The organism is Pseudomonas sp. BF-RE-22 (assembly GCF_019956155.1).
Taxonomy (GTDB): Bacteria; Pseudomonadota; Gammaproteobacteria; order Pseudomonadales; family Pseudomonadaceae; genus Aquipseudomonas; species Aquipseudomonas migulae.
This window is the reverse complement of record NZ_JAHBDD010000077.1, coordinates 56467-74884: the sequence shown is the minus strand read 5'-3', so window position 1 is coordinate 74884 and position 18418 is coordinate 56467. Positions and strand designations below refer to the sequence as shown.

Genomic DNA, 18418 nt, shown 5'->3' with positions numbered 1-18418 from the left:
CCCGGTTGATCGAACCGGGTTTTGCGTTGATGGCTGACGCTTAATGTGCGATGAGTGCCACGACCTGGTCGAAACGACTGTTGGCGATCCAGCCCAGAAGGCCGAGCACCACGGCAGTGCCACCGGCTGAATAGGCAAGCCGGTGTTTGATCGATTTCACGTCACTGCGGACTTCATCCATGTCTCGTCGGATGTATTCGAGGTGAGTTTCCAGTTCGACGACGCGAGGTTCCATTTCGGCTTCTCCAGTGGGCTTTGTACTTTTATTGAATTCGGCTTGCTGTTTGGCCCGTCTTTCCGCGAGTGGTGCAACCGGGATGCCCGGTAACCTGATGTCATGGCTTTGCATGGTACGTCCCTGTAATTCCTGCTGATGACTGATAAACCGCGGCCACCAAGGTGTACCAATCAAACGGGTGGGTCAATTGAGCCGATTCCTCAGGTTTTGTAAGAAAAAATCCCGCCTTGTAGGACCTCAATCCCGGACTCCTTGAAATAATTCGGTTTCCTGCGACTTTTATGGTGCGCATCGCGGTCAACATCTCCCATACGGAATGCAAACATGGGGGTGATCACAATGAGCGAACGCAAGGCACTGTTGATTCTGCATGGCAAGCAGGCGCTCAACGAGGAGGTTCGTGCGGCGGTCGAGGGCAGGCGCGCACAAGGTTGGGAGTTGGCTGTTCGATTGACCTGGGAGGCCGGCGACGCACGACGCCTGGTGGATGAGGCTCTGGCGGCGGGCTACAGGCAGATCATCGCTGGGGGCGGTGACGGAACGTTGCGTGATATTGCCGAAGCCATGGCTGCACAGTCGACGCAGGCCAGTCTGGTGCTGATGCCGTTGGGAACCGCCAACGATTTCGCGCGCGCTGCCGGTGTGCCTCTGGAACCCGCCCAAGCCTTGAATCTTCTGGAAACTGAACCGTGTGCCATCGACCTGGGAGAGGTCGGCGGGCAGGTGTTTCTGAATATGGCCACGGGCGGCTTCGGCAGTCAGGTCACGGCCAATACCTCAGAGGAATTAAAGAAAGTGCTTGGAGGTGCGGCCTACCTGTTCACGGGGTTGTCACGTTTCAGCGAGTTGCATGCGGCCTATGGCGAGCTGCATGGCCCGGATTTTCAGTGGAGTGGCGAGCTGCTGGCACTGGGCATCGGCAATGGCCGCCAGGCTGGCGGTGGTCACGTACTGTGCCCACAGGCGCTGGCGGATGACGGTCTGCTGGATATCAGTATTCTGCCTGCACCGCAGGAAGTGGTGGGTACGTTGAAAAGTTTGCTCTCCGACGGCTTCGGTATCGACAGCATGTTTGTGCGCGCCCGTCTGCCATGGGTCGAGATCAAGGTCTCGGAAGGTCTTTACATCAATCTCGATGGTGAACCACTGGAAGGCGACAGCTTGCGTTTCTCGGCGCGCCCGGCAGCACTGCGGGTGCATTTGCCCGAGGACTCGCCGCTGCTGAGCGTTCCGGCAATGATCAGTCGTCCAGACTGATGATCTGTTCGCGCACGGCGAACAGCACCAGGCCTGCCACGTCGTAAATCTGCAAGCGCTTCATGATTTGCGAGCGGTGGGTTTCGACCGTCTTGATACTCAAACCAAGGCCATTGGCGATTTCCCGGGTGGATTTTCCGCGAACAATCAGCCGCAGGATTTCCAGCTGACGTGCCGTCAGGTTGTGCGAGTCCGCGGGTTCCGGCTGATGTTTCTGGTTGCGGGTCAGCGCCTGGTTGATGACCGTATGGGCGATGGCCGGGCTCAGGTAGCGCTCGTTGTTGCGCAGGGCTTCCAGGGCATGTTCGAGTTCGGTGGCCGTGGTGTCCTTGAGCAGGTAACCGTGGGCGCCGGATTCCAGTGCCTGCATGATGAGCGCCGGGTCGGTGTGCATCGACAGAATCAGTACCTTGCTTTGCGGGCGTACGCGCTTGAGGCGCTGCAAGGCTTCAAGGCCACCGGTTTCCTTCATGGAAATATCCAGCAGCACGATGTCCGGGGACAGATGCTCGACCATTTCGAGCAGCTGCGAGCCGTCATTGGCCTCGCCGATGACGGCGTAGCCGGGAATATCCAGCACCAGAGCGCGCACGCCAGCCCTGATAAGCGAGTGGTCATCCACCAGAAGTAAGTTACAAGTCAACGCATAACCTTATTCGTACTGGCCCGTTCGAGCGCACGTGGCGCCCAGGGGAAGAGAGCTTCGATTTGAGTACCTTTGCCCGGTTCGCTGGTGACGGTCAATGTACCGCCCAGTTGATCGATACGTTCCGACATTCCGGCCATTCCGCGCTGGCCCTCACGACCCGGATCCGTCGCCGGCGCGAAACCCAGGCCGTCGTCGCTGATCAACAGCGTCAAGCCTTGAGGCTGGCGTTGCAGGCGGACCAACAGATTTTTCGCCTCGGCGTGGCGCAGTATGTTGGTCACCGCTTCCTGGGTGATTCGAAAGGCGGCCACCGCCATTTCTTCGGGGATGCCGGTCAAGCGTGAATGGCATTCCAGGCTCCAGTTCACCGTCGTATTGCCCAGTGTCTTGAGCAAATGCGCACGCAGGCTGGCTTCCAGCCCGAGGCTGGTCAACTGCCTGGGGTTGAGGATGGCCGATACGTCACGCACTTTGGTCAGGGTTTCTTCCAGCGTGTCGCAGAGCGCCGCGCATTGCTCTTGCAGTTCTTCGGGCATTCGGCGTCTGAGCCAATCACTTTGAAGTTTTGCCGCGGTCAATAACTGGCCAATATCGTCATGCAGTTCACGACTGAGCCGGTGGCGTTCGTTCTCCTGAACCTTCAATAAACGGTCGGCGAGCTCTTGAGGCTCGAACTTTATCGACTTGCGCGACAGGCGATGCTGCACCCAGACGCACGTCAGCGCTGCAATATTGAGCAGCAGCAGACTTAGCGGCAAGCGTGTGGACAGGCCATAGATCAGCAAGCTGCCGAGCGCCGAGCAGGTACACAACAAAAGCGTGAACCGACGCGCGTTTACTCGGGAGGGGGGCCACATGGTGATTGACTTGAGGCTGGCGTACATAACGGATGGAGCCAATGGATGTTCGCTGCGGGCAGACCGGTCTAATGGACTGACGGGTCTCTGTCTGAGTCACTCTGCCATTAATTGACGTCAACTAATGGTCGGCATAATACCACTTAACATACCGTTGGTCGCGTTCGGTATATATGTCTATAGAGTCAGGAAATAAAGGTTTTGGACGATAGTTCCACAATGGAAAAGTTTATCGGCAGGAAGGGAATAGTTACTTGTATCGGGCTGTCGTTGACAGGCATGAAATATTCAATTGCGACATGAGCGTGATCAAGTTACAGAGTGACATCTTGGCAATATGAATACAAACCACGGAGTAATTATCGGGTGAAATTAAGCCTGCCGTTCCGTAAAGGAAACGAGCCGGAACGGTTTGGAATAAACCGGTGGCTGAAACTGGTTTTGCCCGACCTGGTAGGCAAAGGCTTCGATCAATGAGGTTTGTTCACTGTCGTCGAGGCTGAGTTGGCCGGTGGTCTGATCGATCAGTTCGAGTTGCCAGGCCATCAATGTGAAGCAGTCTTTCAACGCATCCAGCGCCTGAGCATGCAGGTCGACGTGGTTTTGGGCATGGTTCAGCAGGCCATGAATGTGCAGCGAAAACTCCGAAACGGCGACAAGGGCGAGGGCGTCGGCCTTGTTGGCCAGCTTGAGCAGGGTACTGAGCATGCATTCGATGGCGTCCTTGTCATTGCTGATCAGTTGCAAATGACTCAGGCACTCCTCGGATTTGGCCAGGAGTGTTTCAGCTTCGGCGAGGAACTCCGGGAACCGCTTGGCCCAGTCGTTACGGTCGTTCGGCATGCTTATCTCCACAACGTCATGTCAAATGAGGGAATGTCGTGTGTGTCAGCGAGAATGATCTGCGCCATGGCGTTGCCGTGCCGTCGTGAGATCGCGCTCCAGCCGGGCTGTCTGCAGGCGGAGGAGTTCAAGAGGGTGGATGGCCACTGACCTGCGATCGCACACAAAAGCCTGACTCCGTTCATGCAATGAGAATGGCGTCACATTAATGGCTATTGGATATTGCGAATATCAGGTTGGGCCTGATTGTTACTAGGGGAATCCCTTACGCACGGGAACCTAATGGACGAAACAGGGTCGCGCCGCAGGGAGTGAAGCAGATGAAGTGATGGCGCCAGTAAAGCATGATGTTAATGTGACATCAATGCCTGAGCATGGCATTTTGCATCGGGGTCAAGGTCCTGAAAAAACAGCCGATAACCCACTTTAGTGAATTCATCAGAACAAGTACCAGGAGTCATTGATGGCCGGCATTCTCGACACGGTAGACCAACGCACGCAACTGGTGGGTGAGAATCGCCTGGAAATTCTCATGTTCCGCTTGGCTGGGCGGCAATTGTTCGCGATCAACGTTTTCAAAGTGCAGGAAGTGCTGCAACTGCCGAAACTGACCCTGATGCCCCAGCGCCATCCGTTCGTCTGCGGCGTGGTCAACCTGCGTGGCCAGACGCTGCCGGTGATCGACCTGTCCCAAGCCATCGGCATGCGTCCGTTGGTGCCGAGCCCTACCAGCACGATCATCGTCACCGAGTATAACCGCTCCGTGCAGGCTTTCCTGGTTGGCGGTGTGGACCGCATCGTCAACATGAACTGGGAAGCCATTCTGCCGCCGCCGACCAGCGCCGGCCGTCAGCATTACCTGACTGCCATCAGCAAGGTCGATGATCAGTTGGTGGAGATTATCGACGTCGAAAAAGTCCTCGCCGAAATCGTTCCGTACAACGCCAAGGTATCCCGCGACAAGCTCGACGATCCAATACTGGAGCGCGCCCGTGGCCGCGAAGTGCTGCTGGTGGACGACTCCAACGTGGCGCTCTCGCAGTTGCGCGACACCCTCGGCCAGTTGGGCGTGAAGATGCACATTGCCAGCGATGGCTTGAAAGCGCTGAACATGCTCAAGGGCTGGGCGGATACCGGCGTGAACATGACCGACAAATTGCTGATGATCTTCACCGACGCCGAGATGCCGGAAATGGACGGCTATCGCCTGACCACCGAGATCCGTAACGATCCGCGTCTGCGCGGCCTCTACGTGGTTCTGCACACCTCGTTGTCCGGCAGTTTCAACGACTCGATGGTCAAGAAGGTTGGTTGTGACAACTTCCTCTCCAAATTCCAGCCGGACAAATTGGTCGATGTGGTGCGTCAGCGCCTGATGCTCGACGAAGTGCCTGCCTGATCACGATACAGTTTCCTGTGGGAACGAGCCTGCTCGCTCCCACAGGGTTGGTAATCCAGTTCGCAGTCTTTGATTCGGCGATCAAGCTCGTATAGGGTGGCATTTTTGTCCTCCAGGGAGCTGGTCATGCTGCGTCTGTGCGCGCTTTATCGTTATCCGTTGAAATCCGGCAAGGGCGAGATCCTGCAACAGGTCAGTCTCGACAAACTGGGGCTGGACGGGGATCGACGCTGGATGCTGGTGGACGAGGCCAGCGGGCGCTTCCTGACCCAGCGTGCGGTGGCGCAGATGAGCCAGCTGTCGGCGTTGTGGAATGCCCAGGGCGGTTTGACCCTCAGCGCTCCCGGCCACACGCCGATCGATATTGCCTTGCCTGCCAACGACGCTGAGTTGCGTGGCGTGACTATCTGGCGCGACACCTTGCGTGTGCCTGATGCCGGTGACGAGGCGGGGGCCTGGGTCAGTAGATTCATTGGCAAGCCGACTCGCCTGGTGCAGGTGCCGGTTGATCGCGCTCGGACCACACAGGCCGGTTATGGCAAGGACGACGATCAGGTGGCCTTCGCCGATGGCTTCCCGTTGCTGCTGATCGGGCAGGCGTCCCTTGAGGATCTGTCGCAAAAGGTCGGGCGTTCGTTGGAGATGCTGCGTTTTCGACCGAATCTGGTGATCGAGGGCAGCGAGGCGTATGCCGAGGACGGCTGGAAGCGTATTCGTATCGGCGATGTCGAGTTTCGTGTGGTCAAGCCGTGTTCGCGCTGCATTCTGACCACCATCGATCCGCAGACCGGCGAACGCAGCGATGACCGTGAACCGCTCGCGACCTTGCAGAAGTATCGTGCCCAGGAAGACGGTGCGATGTTTGGCCAGAATCTGGTCAATGACGGCAACGGCCAGCTCGAAGTCGGCATGCCGGTCACGATCCTGGAATAAGCGACCCTGAATGAAAAATGCCCGTGTCCAAGGACACGGGCATTTTTTTGCGCTGTGAAAACCCGGGGTTTTAGCCGCGGTATTCGCACAGGTAAGCGGTGTCGACGGCCACTTTCAGCTGGAATTTGCTGTTGGCTGGCACGTTGAACTGGCTGCCGGCGGCGAAGGTTTCCCAGTTGGTGCTGTCTGGCAGTTTGACGGTCAGGGCGCCGGTCACCACGTGCATGATTTCACGCTGGCTGGTGCCGAATTCGTATTCGCCCGGAGCCATGACGCCAATGGTCGCCGGACCTTCAGCGGTGCCAAAGGCGATCGACTTGACGGTGCCGTCGAAGTACTCGTTGACTTTAAACATGGGCGATTCCTCGAAAAGGGCTAAAAAGGGCCGGCCAGTATGCACAAGGCCCTTGGCGCCGTCACCTCTCTAGAGCGGGAGAATCAGCGGTAACAGACGCGCTGTATTGCGCGCATCTTCCAGTGCCCGGTGCTGCTGGCCGGTGAACTGCATGCCGGCCAGTTGCAGGGCGCCGTTGAGTCCCAGCGGGCGTTCCAGCCGTCGGGCCTTGGCAAAGCGCTGCTTGAGGTTCATGTGCGGCACGCGACTCAGTTGGCTGTCGAGTTGCAAGCGCTCCCACTCCTGGAGCAGTTGCCTGCGATCGTAATCGCCCCAACTGGCCCAGCCTTCCAGCCGTGAATGATGTTGGCCGAGCCAGCGCTCGAAGACCGGCCAGACCTCGGTCAGCGCCTGTGCGCTGTCGATATTCGCCTGGGTGATGCGGGTCAACTCGCGACAAAACGGCGTGAGCAGGGGCCGTCGCAGCGGTCGCACGAAGCGCTGGAAATGGTCCTGCTCACGCCCTTGGCGGTCCACCAGCGTGGCGCCGATTTCGATGATTTCCATTTCCGTAACTGGCCAGCCACCTTCATCGGTGGTGGCTTCCAGATCGATCACCAGCCAGTGAGGCATTGAAGGGTTCCCGGTATCCGCATCCTGATAGGGCTTGAGCGTAGCCAAACCCGACGGATCCGCCTAGCGGCTTATTCGACCTCCAACAAAATCTGACGATTTTTTACCTGATCGCCGACCTTGACCTGCAAGCGTTTGAGCACGCCGTCGATGCCGGACTTGAGGGGATGCTCCATTTTCATTGCTTCCAGCACCACCAGCAGTTGGCCTTTACTGACCGGGCTGCCTTGTGCGACCAGCACGTCGACAATTGCGCCGTCCATTGGCGCCTTGAGCGTGCCGGAGCTGACGCTGGCCTGGCCGCTGACCAGCGCTTGCGTGCGATCCTCCAGGCGCAGGCTGCCGGGGCGGGTGAACAGCCAGAGTTGTCCGGCCTCCAGACGATAGGCATGACGCTGGCGGATGCCGTTGATGTCCAGGGTGGCCCAGCGTCCGTCGCACTGGATGACGTTCAGTTCGAAGGCCTGTGCGGCGACTTCAATCCGGTACGGTTCACTTGGTACCGCGTTCAATTGCACCGGCCAGTCCCGATCCTCCAGGCCGATGCGATAGTGCAGCGGCACACTGGCGTTGTTGCGCCAGCCGGCCAGCGCGGCGGGATGAACCTGCGCCGAAGCCTGATAAAACAGCGCCGCCGCAATCGCCAGTTCTTCAGCGCTCGGGTTATGCGGATGCAAACAAGGATGGTCGGCGAAATGCGTCGGGATGAACCCGGTGCTGAACTCGCCACTGATGAAGCGTGGATGTTCCAGCAGGCTGGCAAGCAAGCGCTGATTGCTCGGCAAGCCCATCAGCACACTGTCTTGCACCGCGCGCAGCAACTTGCGCCGGGCTTCTTCGCGGGTAGCGCCGTGGGCGATGATCTTGCCCAGCATCGGGTCATAGAACGGGCTGACGTGTTGACCTTCGATCAACCCATGGTCGATCCGCGCTCCACTGTGCAAGGCCGGTTCCCAGATGCTGATGCGCCCGGTCTGCGGGAGGAACCCCTGGGTCGGGTCTTCGGCATACAGCCGCACTTCCATGGCGTGGCCGTTGAGTTGCACCTGTTCCTGGCGCAATGGCAGCGGTAGCCCTTCGGCGACGTGCAACTGCCAGGCCACCAGATCGAGCCCGGTGATCAATTCAGTCACCGGGTGTTCCACCTGCAACCGCGTGTTCATTTCCAGAAAGTAGAACTGCCCGTGCGCGTCCAGCAGAAACTCCACAGTGCCAGCGCCCACATAATTCACTGCGCGACCGGCCTTGAGCGCCGCTTCCCCCATGGCCTGGCGCAGTTCGGCGGTCATGACCGGGCAGGGTGCTTCTTCGATGACTTTCTGATGGCGGCGCTGGATCGAACAGTCGCGTTCGCCGAGGTAGATCAGGTTGCCGTGTTGGTCGCCGAACAGCTGAACCTCAACGTGACGCGGATCGATCAGCGCTTGTTCGAGGATCAGTTCGTCGCTGCCAAACCCGTTCAATGCCTCGGAGCGCGCGGTGCGAATCTGTGCGAGCAAATCCCCTGCATCGTGCACCAGGCGCATGCCGCGCCCGCCACCGCCGGCACTGGCCTTGATCATCAGCGGAAAACCGATGCGTTCGGCTTCGCGGCTCAGGGTCGCATCGTCCTGCCCGGTGCCTTGATAGCCTTTGATGCAGGGCACACCGGCGTCGAGCATGGCGAGTTTCGACAGGCGTTTGCTGCCCATCAGTTCGATGGCTTCAGGGCTGGGGCCGATGAAAGTGAGGCCGGCGTGCTGGCAGGTGCGGGCGAATTCGGCATTTTCCGAGAGGAAGCCGTAGCCGGGGTGGATCGAATCGGCACCGGTGCGGCGGGCGGCGTCGAGGATGGCCGGGATGTTCAGGTACGACTGCTGGACCGGGGCCGGGCCGATGTTGACGGCTTCGTCGGCGATTTGGACGTGCAAGGCATCCGCATCTGCGTCGCTGAACACGGCGACGGTGCGGTAGCCCAAGGATTGGGCCGTGCGCTGGATGCGGCAGGCGATTTCACCGCGGTTGGCGATCAGGATTTTTTTCAGGGCGGGCATGGTTTATTCCCTTGGTATTTGCGGTGAAAGTGATGGCCTCATCGCCGGCAAGCCTCGCTCCTACAGGGGCACCAAAAACCTTGTAGGAGCGAGGCTTGCCCGCGAAGCTTTTAAGGCGCCCACCCCGGTTTACGCTTCTGCACGAAGGCCATCGTGCCCTCGACTCCTTCCGCTCCGATCACCGCTTCGCTGAACCACTCGGCCGCTTCATCCAGCAACGCATCCGACGGTTGCCCGGCACTCGCCAGCAACAGTTTTTTGGTCGTCGCATTGGCCCCCGGCGCGCAGCACAGTACGTGGGCCAGAATTTCACCGAGACGCTCGGCCAAGGCTTGCGCGTCATGCTCGACAAAATGCACCAGCCCCATGCGCCGCGCCTGGTTGCCATCGAACCGCGCCGCCGTCAGCGCCAGGCGCCGGGCCTGAGTCAAACCGATGCGCTGGACTACAAACGGCGCGATCTGCGCAGGCAGCACGCCGAGGCTGGTTTCCGGCAGCCCGAATTGCGCCTGATGATCCGCCAGGGCGACATCGCTGACGCAGGCCAGACCCAAACCACCGCCAAGCACTGCGCCTTGCAACACGGTGATCACCACTTGCGGCGCGTGTTGCACCTCTTGCAGCAGCGCGCCGAACGCACGGTTCAGATCGCGGAAGGCGTTCGCGCCTTGAGCACGGGCGTTGGCCATGTCCTTGATGTCGCCACCGGCACAGAAATGCCCACCGGCACCGCCGATCACCAAGGCCCGAATCGCACGGTCATCGCGCACGGCCAACAGCACCGCGCGCAGTTCGGCGACCATCAGCAGGCTCATGGCGTTGCGGCTTTCCGGGCGGTTGAGGGTGATGTGCAGCACGCCGTTATGCGGTTCGAGCAATAACGTCTGGCAATCCGGCAGGGTGCTCATTTCTTTTTCCCCGGCAGGATGCCCATGAGTTTGCAGATGATCCCCAGCATGATTTCGTCGGCGCCGCCGCCAATCGACACCAGCCGTACATCGCGGTAAGCGCGGGCCACGGGGTTGTCCCACATGAAGCCCATGCCGCCCCAATATTGCAGGCAACTGTCGCTGACTTCGCGGCCCAGCCGCCCGGCCTTGAGTTTGGCCATTGACGCCAGGCGCGTGACGTCCTGACCTTTGATGTACTGCTCGGTGGCCTGATAGACCAGCGCCCGCAGGCATTCGATTTCGGTTTGCAATTCGGCGAGGCGAAAGTGGATGACCTGATTGTCGATCAGCGCATTGCCGAAGGTTTTACGTTCCTTGCAATACTCGATGGTGCTGTCGATGCAGTATTCCAGGCCCTTGATCATGTTTGCCGCGCCGAACAGGCGTTCTTCCTGAAACTGCAGCATTTGCATCATGAAGCCCGCGCCTTCATGGCCGATGCGGTTGCGTTGCGGCACGCGCACGTTGTCGAAAAACACCTGGGCGGTTTCCGAGCTGCGCATGCCGAGCTTGTCCAGGTGCGAACTGAGGCTGATCCCCGGCGTGTTCATCGGCACCATGATCAGCGACTTGTTGATGTGCGGTTTGTCGTCCGAGGTATTGGCCAGCAGACAAATGAAGTCGGCGCTTGGCGAGTTGGTGATCCACATCTTGCTGCCGTTGATCACGTAGTCGTCGCCGTCCTTGCGGGCGGTGGTTTTCAACCCGGCCACGTCGGAACCGGCGCCGACTTCGGAAACGCCGATGCAACCGACCTGTTCGCCGGTAATGGCAGGGCGCAGAAACTCTTCACGCAGTTCATCGGAACCGAAGCGCGCCAGCGCTGGAGTGCACATGTCGGTCTGCACACCGATGGACATCGGAATGCCGCCGCAATGAATGGTGCCGAACTCCTCGGCGGCGACAATCGAATAGCTGTAGTCGAGCCCCATGCCGCCGAATTTCTCCGGTTTGGAAATTCCCAGCAGGCCCAGGTCACCGGCCTTGCGGAAGATTTCGTGGATGGGAAAGCGCCCGGCCTTTTCCCATGCCTCGACGTGCGGGTTGATCTCGTTTTCGACGAATTGGCGAACGGTGCGGCGCAGTGCTTCGTGTTCCTGGGTGAAGATCATTTTTATTGTTCTCCTCTGGCCGGTTCAGAACCGGGCTACGCCAAAACTGTTGGTTTGCAGCGGCCGCACATCGGCCTCATGACAGATGTCCAGCAAGTAACCGAGCAGGGTCCGGGTGTCCCGCGGATCGATGAGCCCGTCGTCCCACAGACTGGCGCTGCCATAAAGCGCGGTGGACTGGCTGTCGAGTTTCTGTGCGGTGACCTGCTCCAGCATGTCGAGCATTTTCGGGTCGGGCACCAGGCCGTCCTTGAGTTGTTTGGCTTCGGTGACGATGCGCAGCACCTTGCCGGCCTGCGCGCCGCCCATCACCGCCGTGCGGCTGTTGGGCCAGGCGAAGATGAAGCGTGGGTCGAGACCGCGACCGCACATGGCGTAGTTGCCGGCGCCATAGGAGCCGCCGACGACGATGGTCAGTTTCGGTACGCGGGCGTTGGCCACCGCCTGAATCATCTTCGCGCCGTGCTTGATCACGCCTTGCTGTTCCGACTCGGTGCCAACCATGAACCCGGTGGTGTTGTGAAAGAACAGCAGCGGCGTCTGGCTCTGATCGCACAGCTGGATGAATTGCGCGGCTTTACTCGCCCCTTTGGGGGTGATCGGGCCGTTGTTGCCAATGAATCCGCAGGCGCGCCCCTGAATGTGCAAATGGCCGCAAATGGTTTGCTGATCGAACTCACCCTTGAACTCAAGGAAGTTCGAACCGTCGGCAATCCGCGCAATGATTTCGCGCACGTCGTAGGGTTTTTTCGGATCGTCCGGGATCAGTCCCAGCAGCTCGTCGATAGGGTAGAGGGGTTCTTTCCACTGCCGTTCGGGCAACCATTGCAGCTGCTCGTTCCATGACAACAGGCTGACAATCTCGCGCACCAGGCGCACGCCATCGGCATCGTTCTCGGCCAGGTATTCAGCGGTGCCGGCGGTTTGCGCGTGCATCTCGGCGCCGCCCAGTTCTTCGTCGGTCGCCACTTCTCCGGTCGCGGCTTTCAGTAACGGTGGGCCGGCGAGAAACAGTTTTGCTTTGCCACGCACCACTACCGTGTAATCCGAGAGCCCTGGCTGATAAGCGCCGCCCGCCGTGGCCGAGCCGTGGACCACGGTGATCTGCGGCAACCCCATGGCCGACATCCGCGCCTGATTGGCAAAACTGCGCGCGCCTTCGACGAAAATCTCCGCTGCGTAATTGAGGTTGGCGCCACCGCTTTCGGCGAGGGTGATCACCGGCAGTTTGTTCTCCATGGCGATCTGTTGCAGGCGCAGGGACTTTTTCAAACCGCTGGGGGAAATCGTCCCGCCCTTGATCGCGCTGTTATTCGCCACGACCAGAACCCGCACACCGGACACGTAACCGATCCCGGCGATCAAACCGCCGCCGGCCGAGCTGCCGTCCTTGTCGTCATGCAATTTGTAGCCGGCCAGGCTCGCCAGTTCGAGGAACGGTGCACCGGGGTCGAGCAGAAGATTGAGGCGTTCGCGGGGCAGCAATTGCCCGCGCTTGTCGAACCTGGGTTTGGCTTCGGCCGCTTTGTTCAGCAGGTTCTGTTCGAGCTGACGGACTTGCTCGATCCCGGCCAGCATCGCTGCACGGTTCTGGGCAAACTGGTCGCTGAACGGGTCGACTTGCGACTGAATCACCGGCATGACTTATTCCTTGTCCTTGAGCACGTCCGGCAAGTACGCGCGGTGGAAACCGTTGTACGACTCACTGATCCTGGCCTTGTGGATCGGCCACGCCCGACCACCAAGGCTGGCGGCGCCGTCGATACGCAAGGTGCTGCCACTGACAAACGCTGCGGCCGGACTGAGCAGGAAGACGATCGCGGCGCTGACTTCCGATTCGGTGCCGATGCGTTTCAGCGGCACGTGCTCGCGCAAGGTTGGAATCACCGCTTTGAACGCACCTTCGTAAGTGTCCATGCCGCTGGAGGCGATCCAGCCCGGCGCCACTGCATTGACCCGCACCCCGGCGTAACCCCATTCGAACGCAGCGGTCTTGGTCAGGTTGTCCATGCCCGAGCGTGCTGCGCCCGAGTGGCCCATGCCGGGCATGCCGTTCCACATGTCGGCGAGCATGTTGACGATGGCGCCGCCGTGTTGGCTCATGGACTGGTTGAAGACTTCGCGCGCCATCAGGAAACCGCCCACCAGGTTGGTGCGCATCACCGTTTCGAAACCCTTCTGGTTGATCGAGGCCAGTGGTGAGGGGAATTGGCCGCCGGCATTGTTGACCAGTCCGTGGATCGGACCGTGCTTGCGGATCAGTTCGCTGACCAGATGCTTGACCGCTTCTTCGTCGCGAATATCGCAGGTCTGCCAATCGGCCTTGCCGCCATCCTCGGTAATCTCGGCAACCACGGATTTCAGTTTGTCGGCATTGCGCCCGATCAACAGCACATGGGCGCCGAGGGCCGCCAGTTCATGGGCGGTGCAGCGACCGATGCCGCTGCCGCCACCGGTGACGATGATGTTTTGGCCGGCAAACAGATCAGCTTTGAAAATCGAATCGTAGGCCACGGCGGCAATCCTCTAGTTGACCTGGTCGGCGATGCGCTGCGGCACCGGAATCTGGATGTCCAGCAGTTGTTGGGCGAAGGCTTTACCTTGCGGATCGATCCGCAGACTGGCCACGCCACCACCGCCAAGGGCGTTTTCCAGCAAGAAATTCAGGCTGTGGGTCGCGGGCAGGTACCAGCGCTCGACGCGCCCGTGAATCGGGTCGAGCACATGGCTCATCCAGTCGACCATCACTTCCGGGGTCAGGGCTTCGGCGATCCACGGCAGGTACTCCGGCTCGCGCGCCATGACGCCGATGTTGCTGTGATTGCCCTTGTCACCCGAGCGTGCGACCGCGAGCTTGATCAGCGCCACGCTGGCATCGGCGCGACCGGTGGGTTTCGGTGGGTCGTACGGCACCGGCAGGTCCGCGGTGGTGAGCGCGTCGAGGGCGGGCAGGGCGCACGGATGACGTTGACCATTGAGATCAATGTCCAGCGTGCAGGCGGATTTGTCGATGAGGAACGAGAACAGCCGGATCAGTGGATACACCGTCGGCCGTCCGCCGACGATGCCGGTCAACCCCGGCGCCATGCCGGTGGCGGCCTGGGCGATTTCCCGGGAGAACACGATCAGCGCCTGTTTGTCCGGGTGGCGCACGGCGAGTTTGATCACCACTTCGCGGCTGTCGTGACGCTGGCCATGGGGACCGTACGTGGCCTCGCTGCCGAGTAGTTCAATATTGACTTCGCTGTAGGGCGCCCAACCGCGCTGACTGAAGATTTCCGAGGTCTTGCGGATGATCGCTTCACTGACGCGCCGCGCCTTGTCCACCGCATCGATCCCGGCGATCAGGCAACTGGCGGTGCAGCGAAAACCGTCCGGATACGTCGCGCTGACCTTGTACTGATCGGTGGGCGGCAAGCCTTTGGCGCCGTGTACCTGAACTGCGTTCTTGCCTTGTTGCTGAAGTTTGACCTGGGTGAAATCGCAGATCACATCGGGCAGCAGATAGGCCTGCGGGTCGCCGATTTCATAGAGCATCTGCTCGCCGACCGTGAGTGGCGTGACGAGACCGCCGGAGCCTTCGGGTTTGCTGACGATGAACTGGCTGTCGGCGCTGACTTCGACGATGGGGAAACCGATGTGTTCGTAGTCGGGCACGTCGCGCCAATCGGTGAAGTTGCCGCCGGTGCACTGGGCGCCGCATTCGATGATGTGACCGGCGAGTGCGGCTTGCGCGAGTTTGTCGTAGTCGTGCCAGGACCAGCCGAATTCATGCACCAGTGCAGCGCTGACCACGGCGCTGTCGACCACGCGCCCGGTAATGACGATGTCCGCGCCCAGGCGCAAGGCTTCGACGATACCTGGCGCACCGAGGTAGGCGTTGGTGGAGACGCACATCGGCGGTAAGGGCGCGCCGCTGAACATTTCGTGGAGGCCGCGGGTGCTCAGGTGTTTGAACTGCGGTTGCAGGTCATCACCCAGCAACACGGCGATTTTCAGCGCCACGCCGGCCTTGTCGCAGGCCGCTTGCAGGGCAGCGGCGCAGGCCTGCGGGTTGACGCCGCCGGCGTTGCTGATGACGCGGATGTTCTGCGCGGCGAGCTGCGTGAGCAGCGGGCTGAGCACTTCGATGAAGTCGCTGGCGTAGCCGGCCTGGGGATCTTTCATCCGCGCACCGGCCATGATCGACATCGTGATCTCGGCCAGATAATCGAACACCAGGTAATCCAGGCGTCCGCCTTCCACCAGTTGCGCGGCGGCGGTCGAGGTGTCGCCCCAGAAGGCGCTGGCGCAACCGATGCGAACAGTTTCAGGCACAGCCCTTTCCATAGCCACCTCCCTCAGACGTGTATCGAGACTACCAAGCAAGCGCTTGGTTTGTAAACGACTTAAATATCTTCTGCCCGAGCGCTTGCTTGGTTGCCTTCGTCAGCTTAAATTGCCCGCGCAACCCCGCTGTTTTAGCGGTGAGTACGACTGTAGGAGAGAACGGGTGGACGAGCAAAAAGCCCTGAGGGTAATGCGCGAATTGGTCGACAACGGCCAGTTGACCGACCCGGACAGCGCCCGTGGCAAATTGCTGCAAGTGGCGGCTCACCTGTTCCGCAACAAAGGCTATGAGCGCACCACCGTGCGTGACCTGGCCGGCGCGGTGGGCATTCAGTCGGGCAGCATTTTTCATCACTTCAAAAGCAAGGACGAGATCCTGCGGGCTGTGATGGAGGAAACCATTCGCTACAACACCGCGTTGATGCGTGCGGCGATCGCCGAAGCCGAAAACGTGCGCGAACGGGTACTGGCGCTGATTCGCTGTGAGTTGCAGTCGATCATGGGTGGCAGCGGCGAGGCCATGGCGGTGTTGGTGTACGAATGGCGTTCGCTGTCCGAAGACGGGCAAGCGAAGGTGTTGGCGTTGCGCGACATCTATGAAGACCTCTGGCTGCAGGTGCTGGGGGAGGCCAAGGACGCGGGATTCATTCGCGGGGACGTGTTCATCACCCGGCGTTTTCTGACCGGTGCGCTGTCCTGGACCACGACCTGGTATCGCCCGGATGGCAGCGTGAACCTCGATCAATTGGCCGATGAGGCGTTGATTCTGGTGCTCGAAGAAAAACAATAGTGTTGCCCGGAGCCGCAGGAAACTGGCTAAGTGGCCGAAACCGCCTAGCTTGAATGAATTGATGCGTACTTTTTTGGGGAGTGGGTTGTTTTGATGTCTTCGCCAATTCGGACGGCCTCGCGGCTTTTTCTGGCGGCGCTTGCAGCGCTTTGGGTATTACCGTCTCCGGCGGCGCAACTGGTGCGGGTCGGTGCCGCGCATTTTCCGCCGTACACCGTACGCCCTGAATCCGGTGCTGACACCGGGCTTCTGCCGCAATTGGTGGAGGCGCTCAATGCCTTGCAAACCGACTACCAGTTTGTGCTCGTGCCGACATCCATTCCGCGACGCTTCGGTGACTTCAAGCAGAGCCGGGTGGACATGGCTATTTTCGAGAACCCGAACTGGGGCTGGAAGGACATTCCCCACGTCAGCGTCGACATGGGCCTGGAAGATGCCGAGATTTTTGTCGCGCAACGGATTCCCAATCGTCAGCAGAACTATTTCGCCGATCTTGCCGGTAAGCGTCTGGCGCTGTTCAGTGGCTATCACTACGAATTCGCCAACTTCAATGCCGACCCCAAAGTCCTCGCGCAAAACTACAACGCCACGCTGACCTATTCCCATGACAGCAACCTGCTGATGGTGCTGCGCGGGCGCGCCGACATTGCCCTGGTGACACGCTCCTACCTGAGCGATTACCTGCTGCGTAACGAGAAGGTCGCCGATCAGTTGCTGGTGTCCGAGCGCATCGATCAGGTCTATCACCATTACGCCATTCTCCGTCCGACGGCGCCCATCAGTGGCGTTGCCTTCGGCAAGTTGCTGCAAGGGTTGCGGGATAACGGCCAGATGCTGAGGATTTTCGATCCTTACAAGATCGCCATCGTGCCAGTTCCCGGCAGCTGAGATCGCGTCGCCGGGCGGTGTTTTTGCCGACCTTCCTTAAATTTTCCGCACTGGCTCACGTCACTTCGTTGAACTGTCGACGATTATCGTGAGCCCTCCCCATGCCCAATCTGAATGACCTGACTGCCCTGGCTTTGCCGACAGGCAACCGCCTTGTCGCGGATGAAACCGAAAACCGCCTGAGCCTGAGCCTGGACGCGCAACCGCTGATTACCTTGCGGCTGACGCGTGAGCCCGAGTTGCACGTGCATGTCGAGGCTCGCGTCGACACTCAGGCCGTGTGGGCCGCCGGTTATTGGCTGTTTGCCCGTGACCCGGCTTGCCAGCGCCTGACCTGGCACCTCGATGAAGCTCCCGCCGAAGCCTTGCTCAGCGGGTTGCTGGTGTCGACCGAACTCGCCGGCCAGTATCGCTGCGAGCGCACGCTGTTCTGGCAGGTGCCGCAGCCTTGGCTGGGGGCATCGCTGACCAGCGCCTACCCGCAGCAAATGGTGATCAGCGCTGGCAAGCGTCATCCATTGCGCCCGGTGAAACCGCGCGGTGAAGTTTATCGACGTTTCGATGCGCGGCTGGGGGCGTGGATTTCCCTGCGTACGCTGGACATCGACCTGGACCTGGCGCGCTTCAATCGCTGGCAGAACAGTGCGCGGGTGGCGAGTTTCTGGCAGGAGGAGGGCAGCCTTGAACAGCATCGCGAATACCTGGGCAAACTCGACGCCGACCCCCACACCGTGACGTTGATCGGCTGTTTCGATGATCAGCCGTTTGCTTATTTCGAAGCCTACTGGGCCAAGGAAGACCGCATTGCGCCGTTCTACGATGTCGATGATTACGACCGTGGCATTCACATGCTGGTCGGCGAAGAAAACCATCGCGGTCCGCACAAGGTGGCGAGCTGGTTATCGGCGTTGACGCATTACCTGTTTCTCGATGATCCGCGTACCCAGCGGGTGGTTGCAGAGCCGCGTGCCGACAACGCGAAGATGATCGGGTACATGCAGGGGCAGCGCTTTCATTGCGAGAAGGAGTTCGACTTCCCGCACAAGCGCGCGGCGTTGATGGTGTTGGGGCGGGAGCGGTTTTTTGAGCGGTGTGGGTTGGCGTGATTCGTAGGGTTCAAGATTCGTAGCGGTCTTGAGTCCGCCTTCGCGGGCAAGCCTCGCTCCTACAGGT

General features: G+C 60.1%; 18 protein-coding genes. 6 read left to right on the top strand and 12 right to left on the bottom strand.

Annotated features, from left to right (window positions below; translation table 11 throughout):
• Nucleotides 1-40: 40 nt before the first annotated feature.
• A complete protein-coding gene (locus KGA82_RS26405; RefSeq protein WP_207285764.1) occupies nucleotides 41-349 on the bottom strand; it encodes a hypothetical protein in 309 nt (102 codons plus the stop codon).
• 228 nt (nucleotides 350-577) lie between these two features.
• On the opposite strand from KGA82_RS26405, the gene yegS reads away from it, so the two are divergent.
• Complete coding sequence (gene yegS, locus KGA82_RS26400) at nucleotides 578-1495, top strand: lipid kinase YegS (protein WP_032832873.1); 918 nt, start codon at nucleotides 578-580, stop codon at nucleotides 1493-1495.
• Here yegS and KGA82_RS26395 read toward each other — a convergent pair.
• The 3 genes from KGA82_RS26395 to KGA82_RS26385 all read right to left on the bottom strand — a co-directional run bounded on the left by KGA82_RS26395 (nucleotide 1479) and on the right by KGA82_RS26385 (nucleotide 3844).
• On the bottom strand, nucleotides 1479-2138 hold the full coding sequence (locus KGA82_RS26395; protein ID WP_032828800.1) for a response regulator transcription factor: 660 nt from the start codon (nucleotides 2136-2138) through the stop codon (nucleotides 1479-1481). The two genes, yegS and KGA82_RS26395, sit on opposite strands and share 17 nt — an antisense overlap.
• Nucleotides 2135-3028, bottom strand: coding sequence for a sensor histidine kinase (locus KGA82_RS26390; protein WP_008030303.1), 894 nt, complete (start codon nucleotides 3026-3028; stop codon nucleotides 2135-2137). The genes KGA82_RS26395 and KGA82_RS26390 overlap by 4 nt, the downstream gene beginning before the upstream one ends.
• A 345-nt stretch (nucleotides 3029-3373) precedes the next feature.
• On the bottom strand, nucleotides 3374-3844 hold the full coding sequence (locus KGA82_RS26385) for a hypothetical protein (RefSeq protein WP_223453117.1): 471 nt from the start codon (nucleotides 3842-3844) through the stop codon (nucleotides 3374-3376).
• A gap of 463 nt (nucleotides 3845-4307) precedes the next feature.
• Between KGA82_RS26385 and KGA82_RS26380 the strand changes: the two genes are divergently transcribed.
• Both KGA82_RS26380 and KGA82_RS26375 read left to right on the top strand, forming a co-directional pair.
• A complete protein-coding gene (locus KGA82_RS26380) occupies nucleotides 4308-5243 on the top strand; it encodes a chemotaxis protein CheV (protein ID WP_008044401.1) in 936 nt (311 codons plus the stop codon).
• A gap of 126 nt (nucleotides 5244-5369) precedes the next feature.
• Nucleotides 5370-6176, top strand: coding sequence for an MOSC domain-containing protein (locus tag KGA82_RS26375; protein ID WP_223453116.1), 807 nt, complete (start codon nucleotides 5370-5372; stop codon nucleotides 6174-6176).
• A gap of 70 nt (nucleotides 6177-6246) precedes the next feature.
• On the opposite strand, the gene KGA82_RS26370 is transcribed toward KGA82_RS26375, so the two are convergent.
• The 8 genes from KGA82_RS26370 to KGA82_RS26335 all read right to left on the bottom strand — a co-directional run bounded on the left by KGA82_RS26370 (nucleotide 6247) and on the right by KGA82_RS26335 (nucleotide 15555).
• Nucleotides 6247-6531 carry a pyrimidine/purine nucleoside phosphorylase gene (locus KGA82_RS26370; protein ID WP_008030293.1) on the bottom strand — a complete coding sequence of 95 codons (285 nt, stop codon included), beginning with the start codon at nucleotides 6529-6531 and terminating at the stop codon, nucleotides 6247-6249.
• Between the two features lie 69 nt (nucleotides 6532-6600).
• The gene (locus tag KGA82_RS26365) at nucleotides 6601-7143 is read right to left on the bottom strand and encodes an exonuclease domain-containing protein (protein ID WP_008030291.1); all 543 of its coding nucleotides are present in this window, start codon (nucleotides 7141-7143) and stop codon (nucleotides 6601-6603) included.
• A gap of 71 nt (nucleotides 7144-7214) precedes the next feature.
• Complete coding sequence (locus KGA82_RS26360; RefSeq protein ID WP_223453115.1) at nucleotides 7215-9176, bottom strand: acetyl/propionyl/methylcrotonyl-CoA carboxylase subunit alpha; 1962 nt, start codon at nucleotides 9174-9176, stop codon at nucleotides 7215-7217.
• 110 nt (nucleotides 9177-9286) lie between these two features.
• Nucleotides 9287-10084, bottom strand: coding sequence for an enoyl-CoA hydratase/isomerase family protein (locus KGA82_RS26355; protein ID WP_223453114.1), 798 nt, complete (start codon nucleotides 10082-10084; stop codon nucleotides 9287-9289).
• Complete coding sequence (atuD, locus tag KGA82_RS26350; protein ID WP_008044426.1) at nucleotides 10081-11238, bottom strand: citronellyl-CoA dehydrogenase; 1158 nt, start codon at nucleotides 11236-11238, stop codon at nucleotides 10081-10083. The genes KGA82_RS26355 and atuD overlap by 4 nt, the downstream gene beginning before the upstream one ends.
• A 24-nt stretch (nucleotides 11239-11262) precedes the next feature.
• Entirely contained in the window at nucleotides 11263-12879 is a 1617-nt protein-coding gene (gene atuC / locus KGA82_RS26345; RefSeq protein ID WP_008044430.1) for a geranyl-CoA carboxylase subunit beta, read from the bottom strand.
• Nucleotides 12880-12882: 3 nt separating this feature from the next.
• Nucleotides 12883-13752: an SDR family oxidoreductase gene (locus KGA82_RS26340; protein WP_008044432.1), complete on the bottom strand. Its 870-nt coding sequence runs from the start codon at nucleotides 13750-13752 to the stop codon at nucleotides 12883-12885.
• 12 nt (nucleotides 13753-13764) lie between these two features.
• On the bottom strand, nucleotides 13765-15555 hold the full coding sequence (locus tag KGA82_RS26335; RefSeq protein WP_223453113.1) for an acyclic terpene utilization AtuA family protein: 1791 nt from the start codon (nucleotides 15553-15555) through the stop codon (nucleotides 13765-13767).
• A 175-nt stretch (nucleotides 15556-15730) separates the two neighbouring features.
• On the opposite strand from KGA82_RS26335, the gene KGA82_RS26330 reads away from it, so the two are divergent.
• The 3 genes from KGA82_RS26330 to KGA82_RS26320 all read left to right on the top strand — a co-directional run bounded on the left by KGA82_RS26330 (nucleotide 15731) and on the right by KGA82_RS26320 (nucleotide 18351).
• Nucleotides 15731-16357 carry a TetR/AcrR family transcriptional regulator gene (locus tag KGA82_RS26330; protein WP_008030281.1) on the top strand — a complete coding sequence of 209 codons (627 nt, stop codon included), beginning with the start codon at nucleotides 15731-15733 and terminating at the stop codon, nucleotides 16355-16357.
• 93 nt (nucleotides 16358-16450) lie between these two features.
• On the top strand, nucleotides 16451-17245 hold the full coding sequence (locus tag KGA82_RS26325) for a substrate-binding periplasmic protein (RefSeq protein WP_223453112.1): 795 nt from the start codon (nucleotides 16451-16453) through the stop codon (nucleotides 17243-17245).
• A gap of 101 nt (nucleotides 17246-17346) precedes the next feature.
• Nucleotides 17347-18351: a GNAT family N-acetyltransferase gene (locus tag KGA82_RS26320; protein ID WP_223453111.1), complete on the top strand. Its 1005-nt coding sequence runs from the start codon at nucleotides 17347-17349 to the stop codon at nucleotides 18349-18351.
• Nucleotides 18352-18418: the final 67 nt, after the last annotated feature.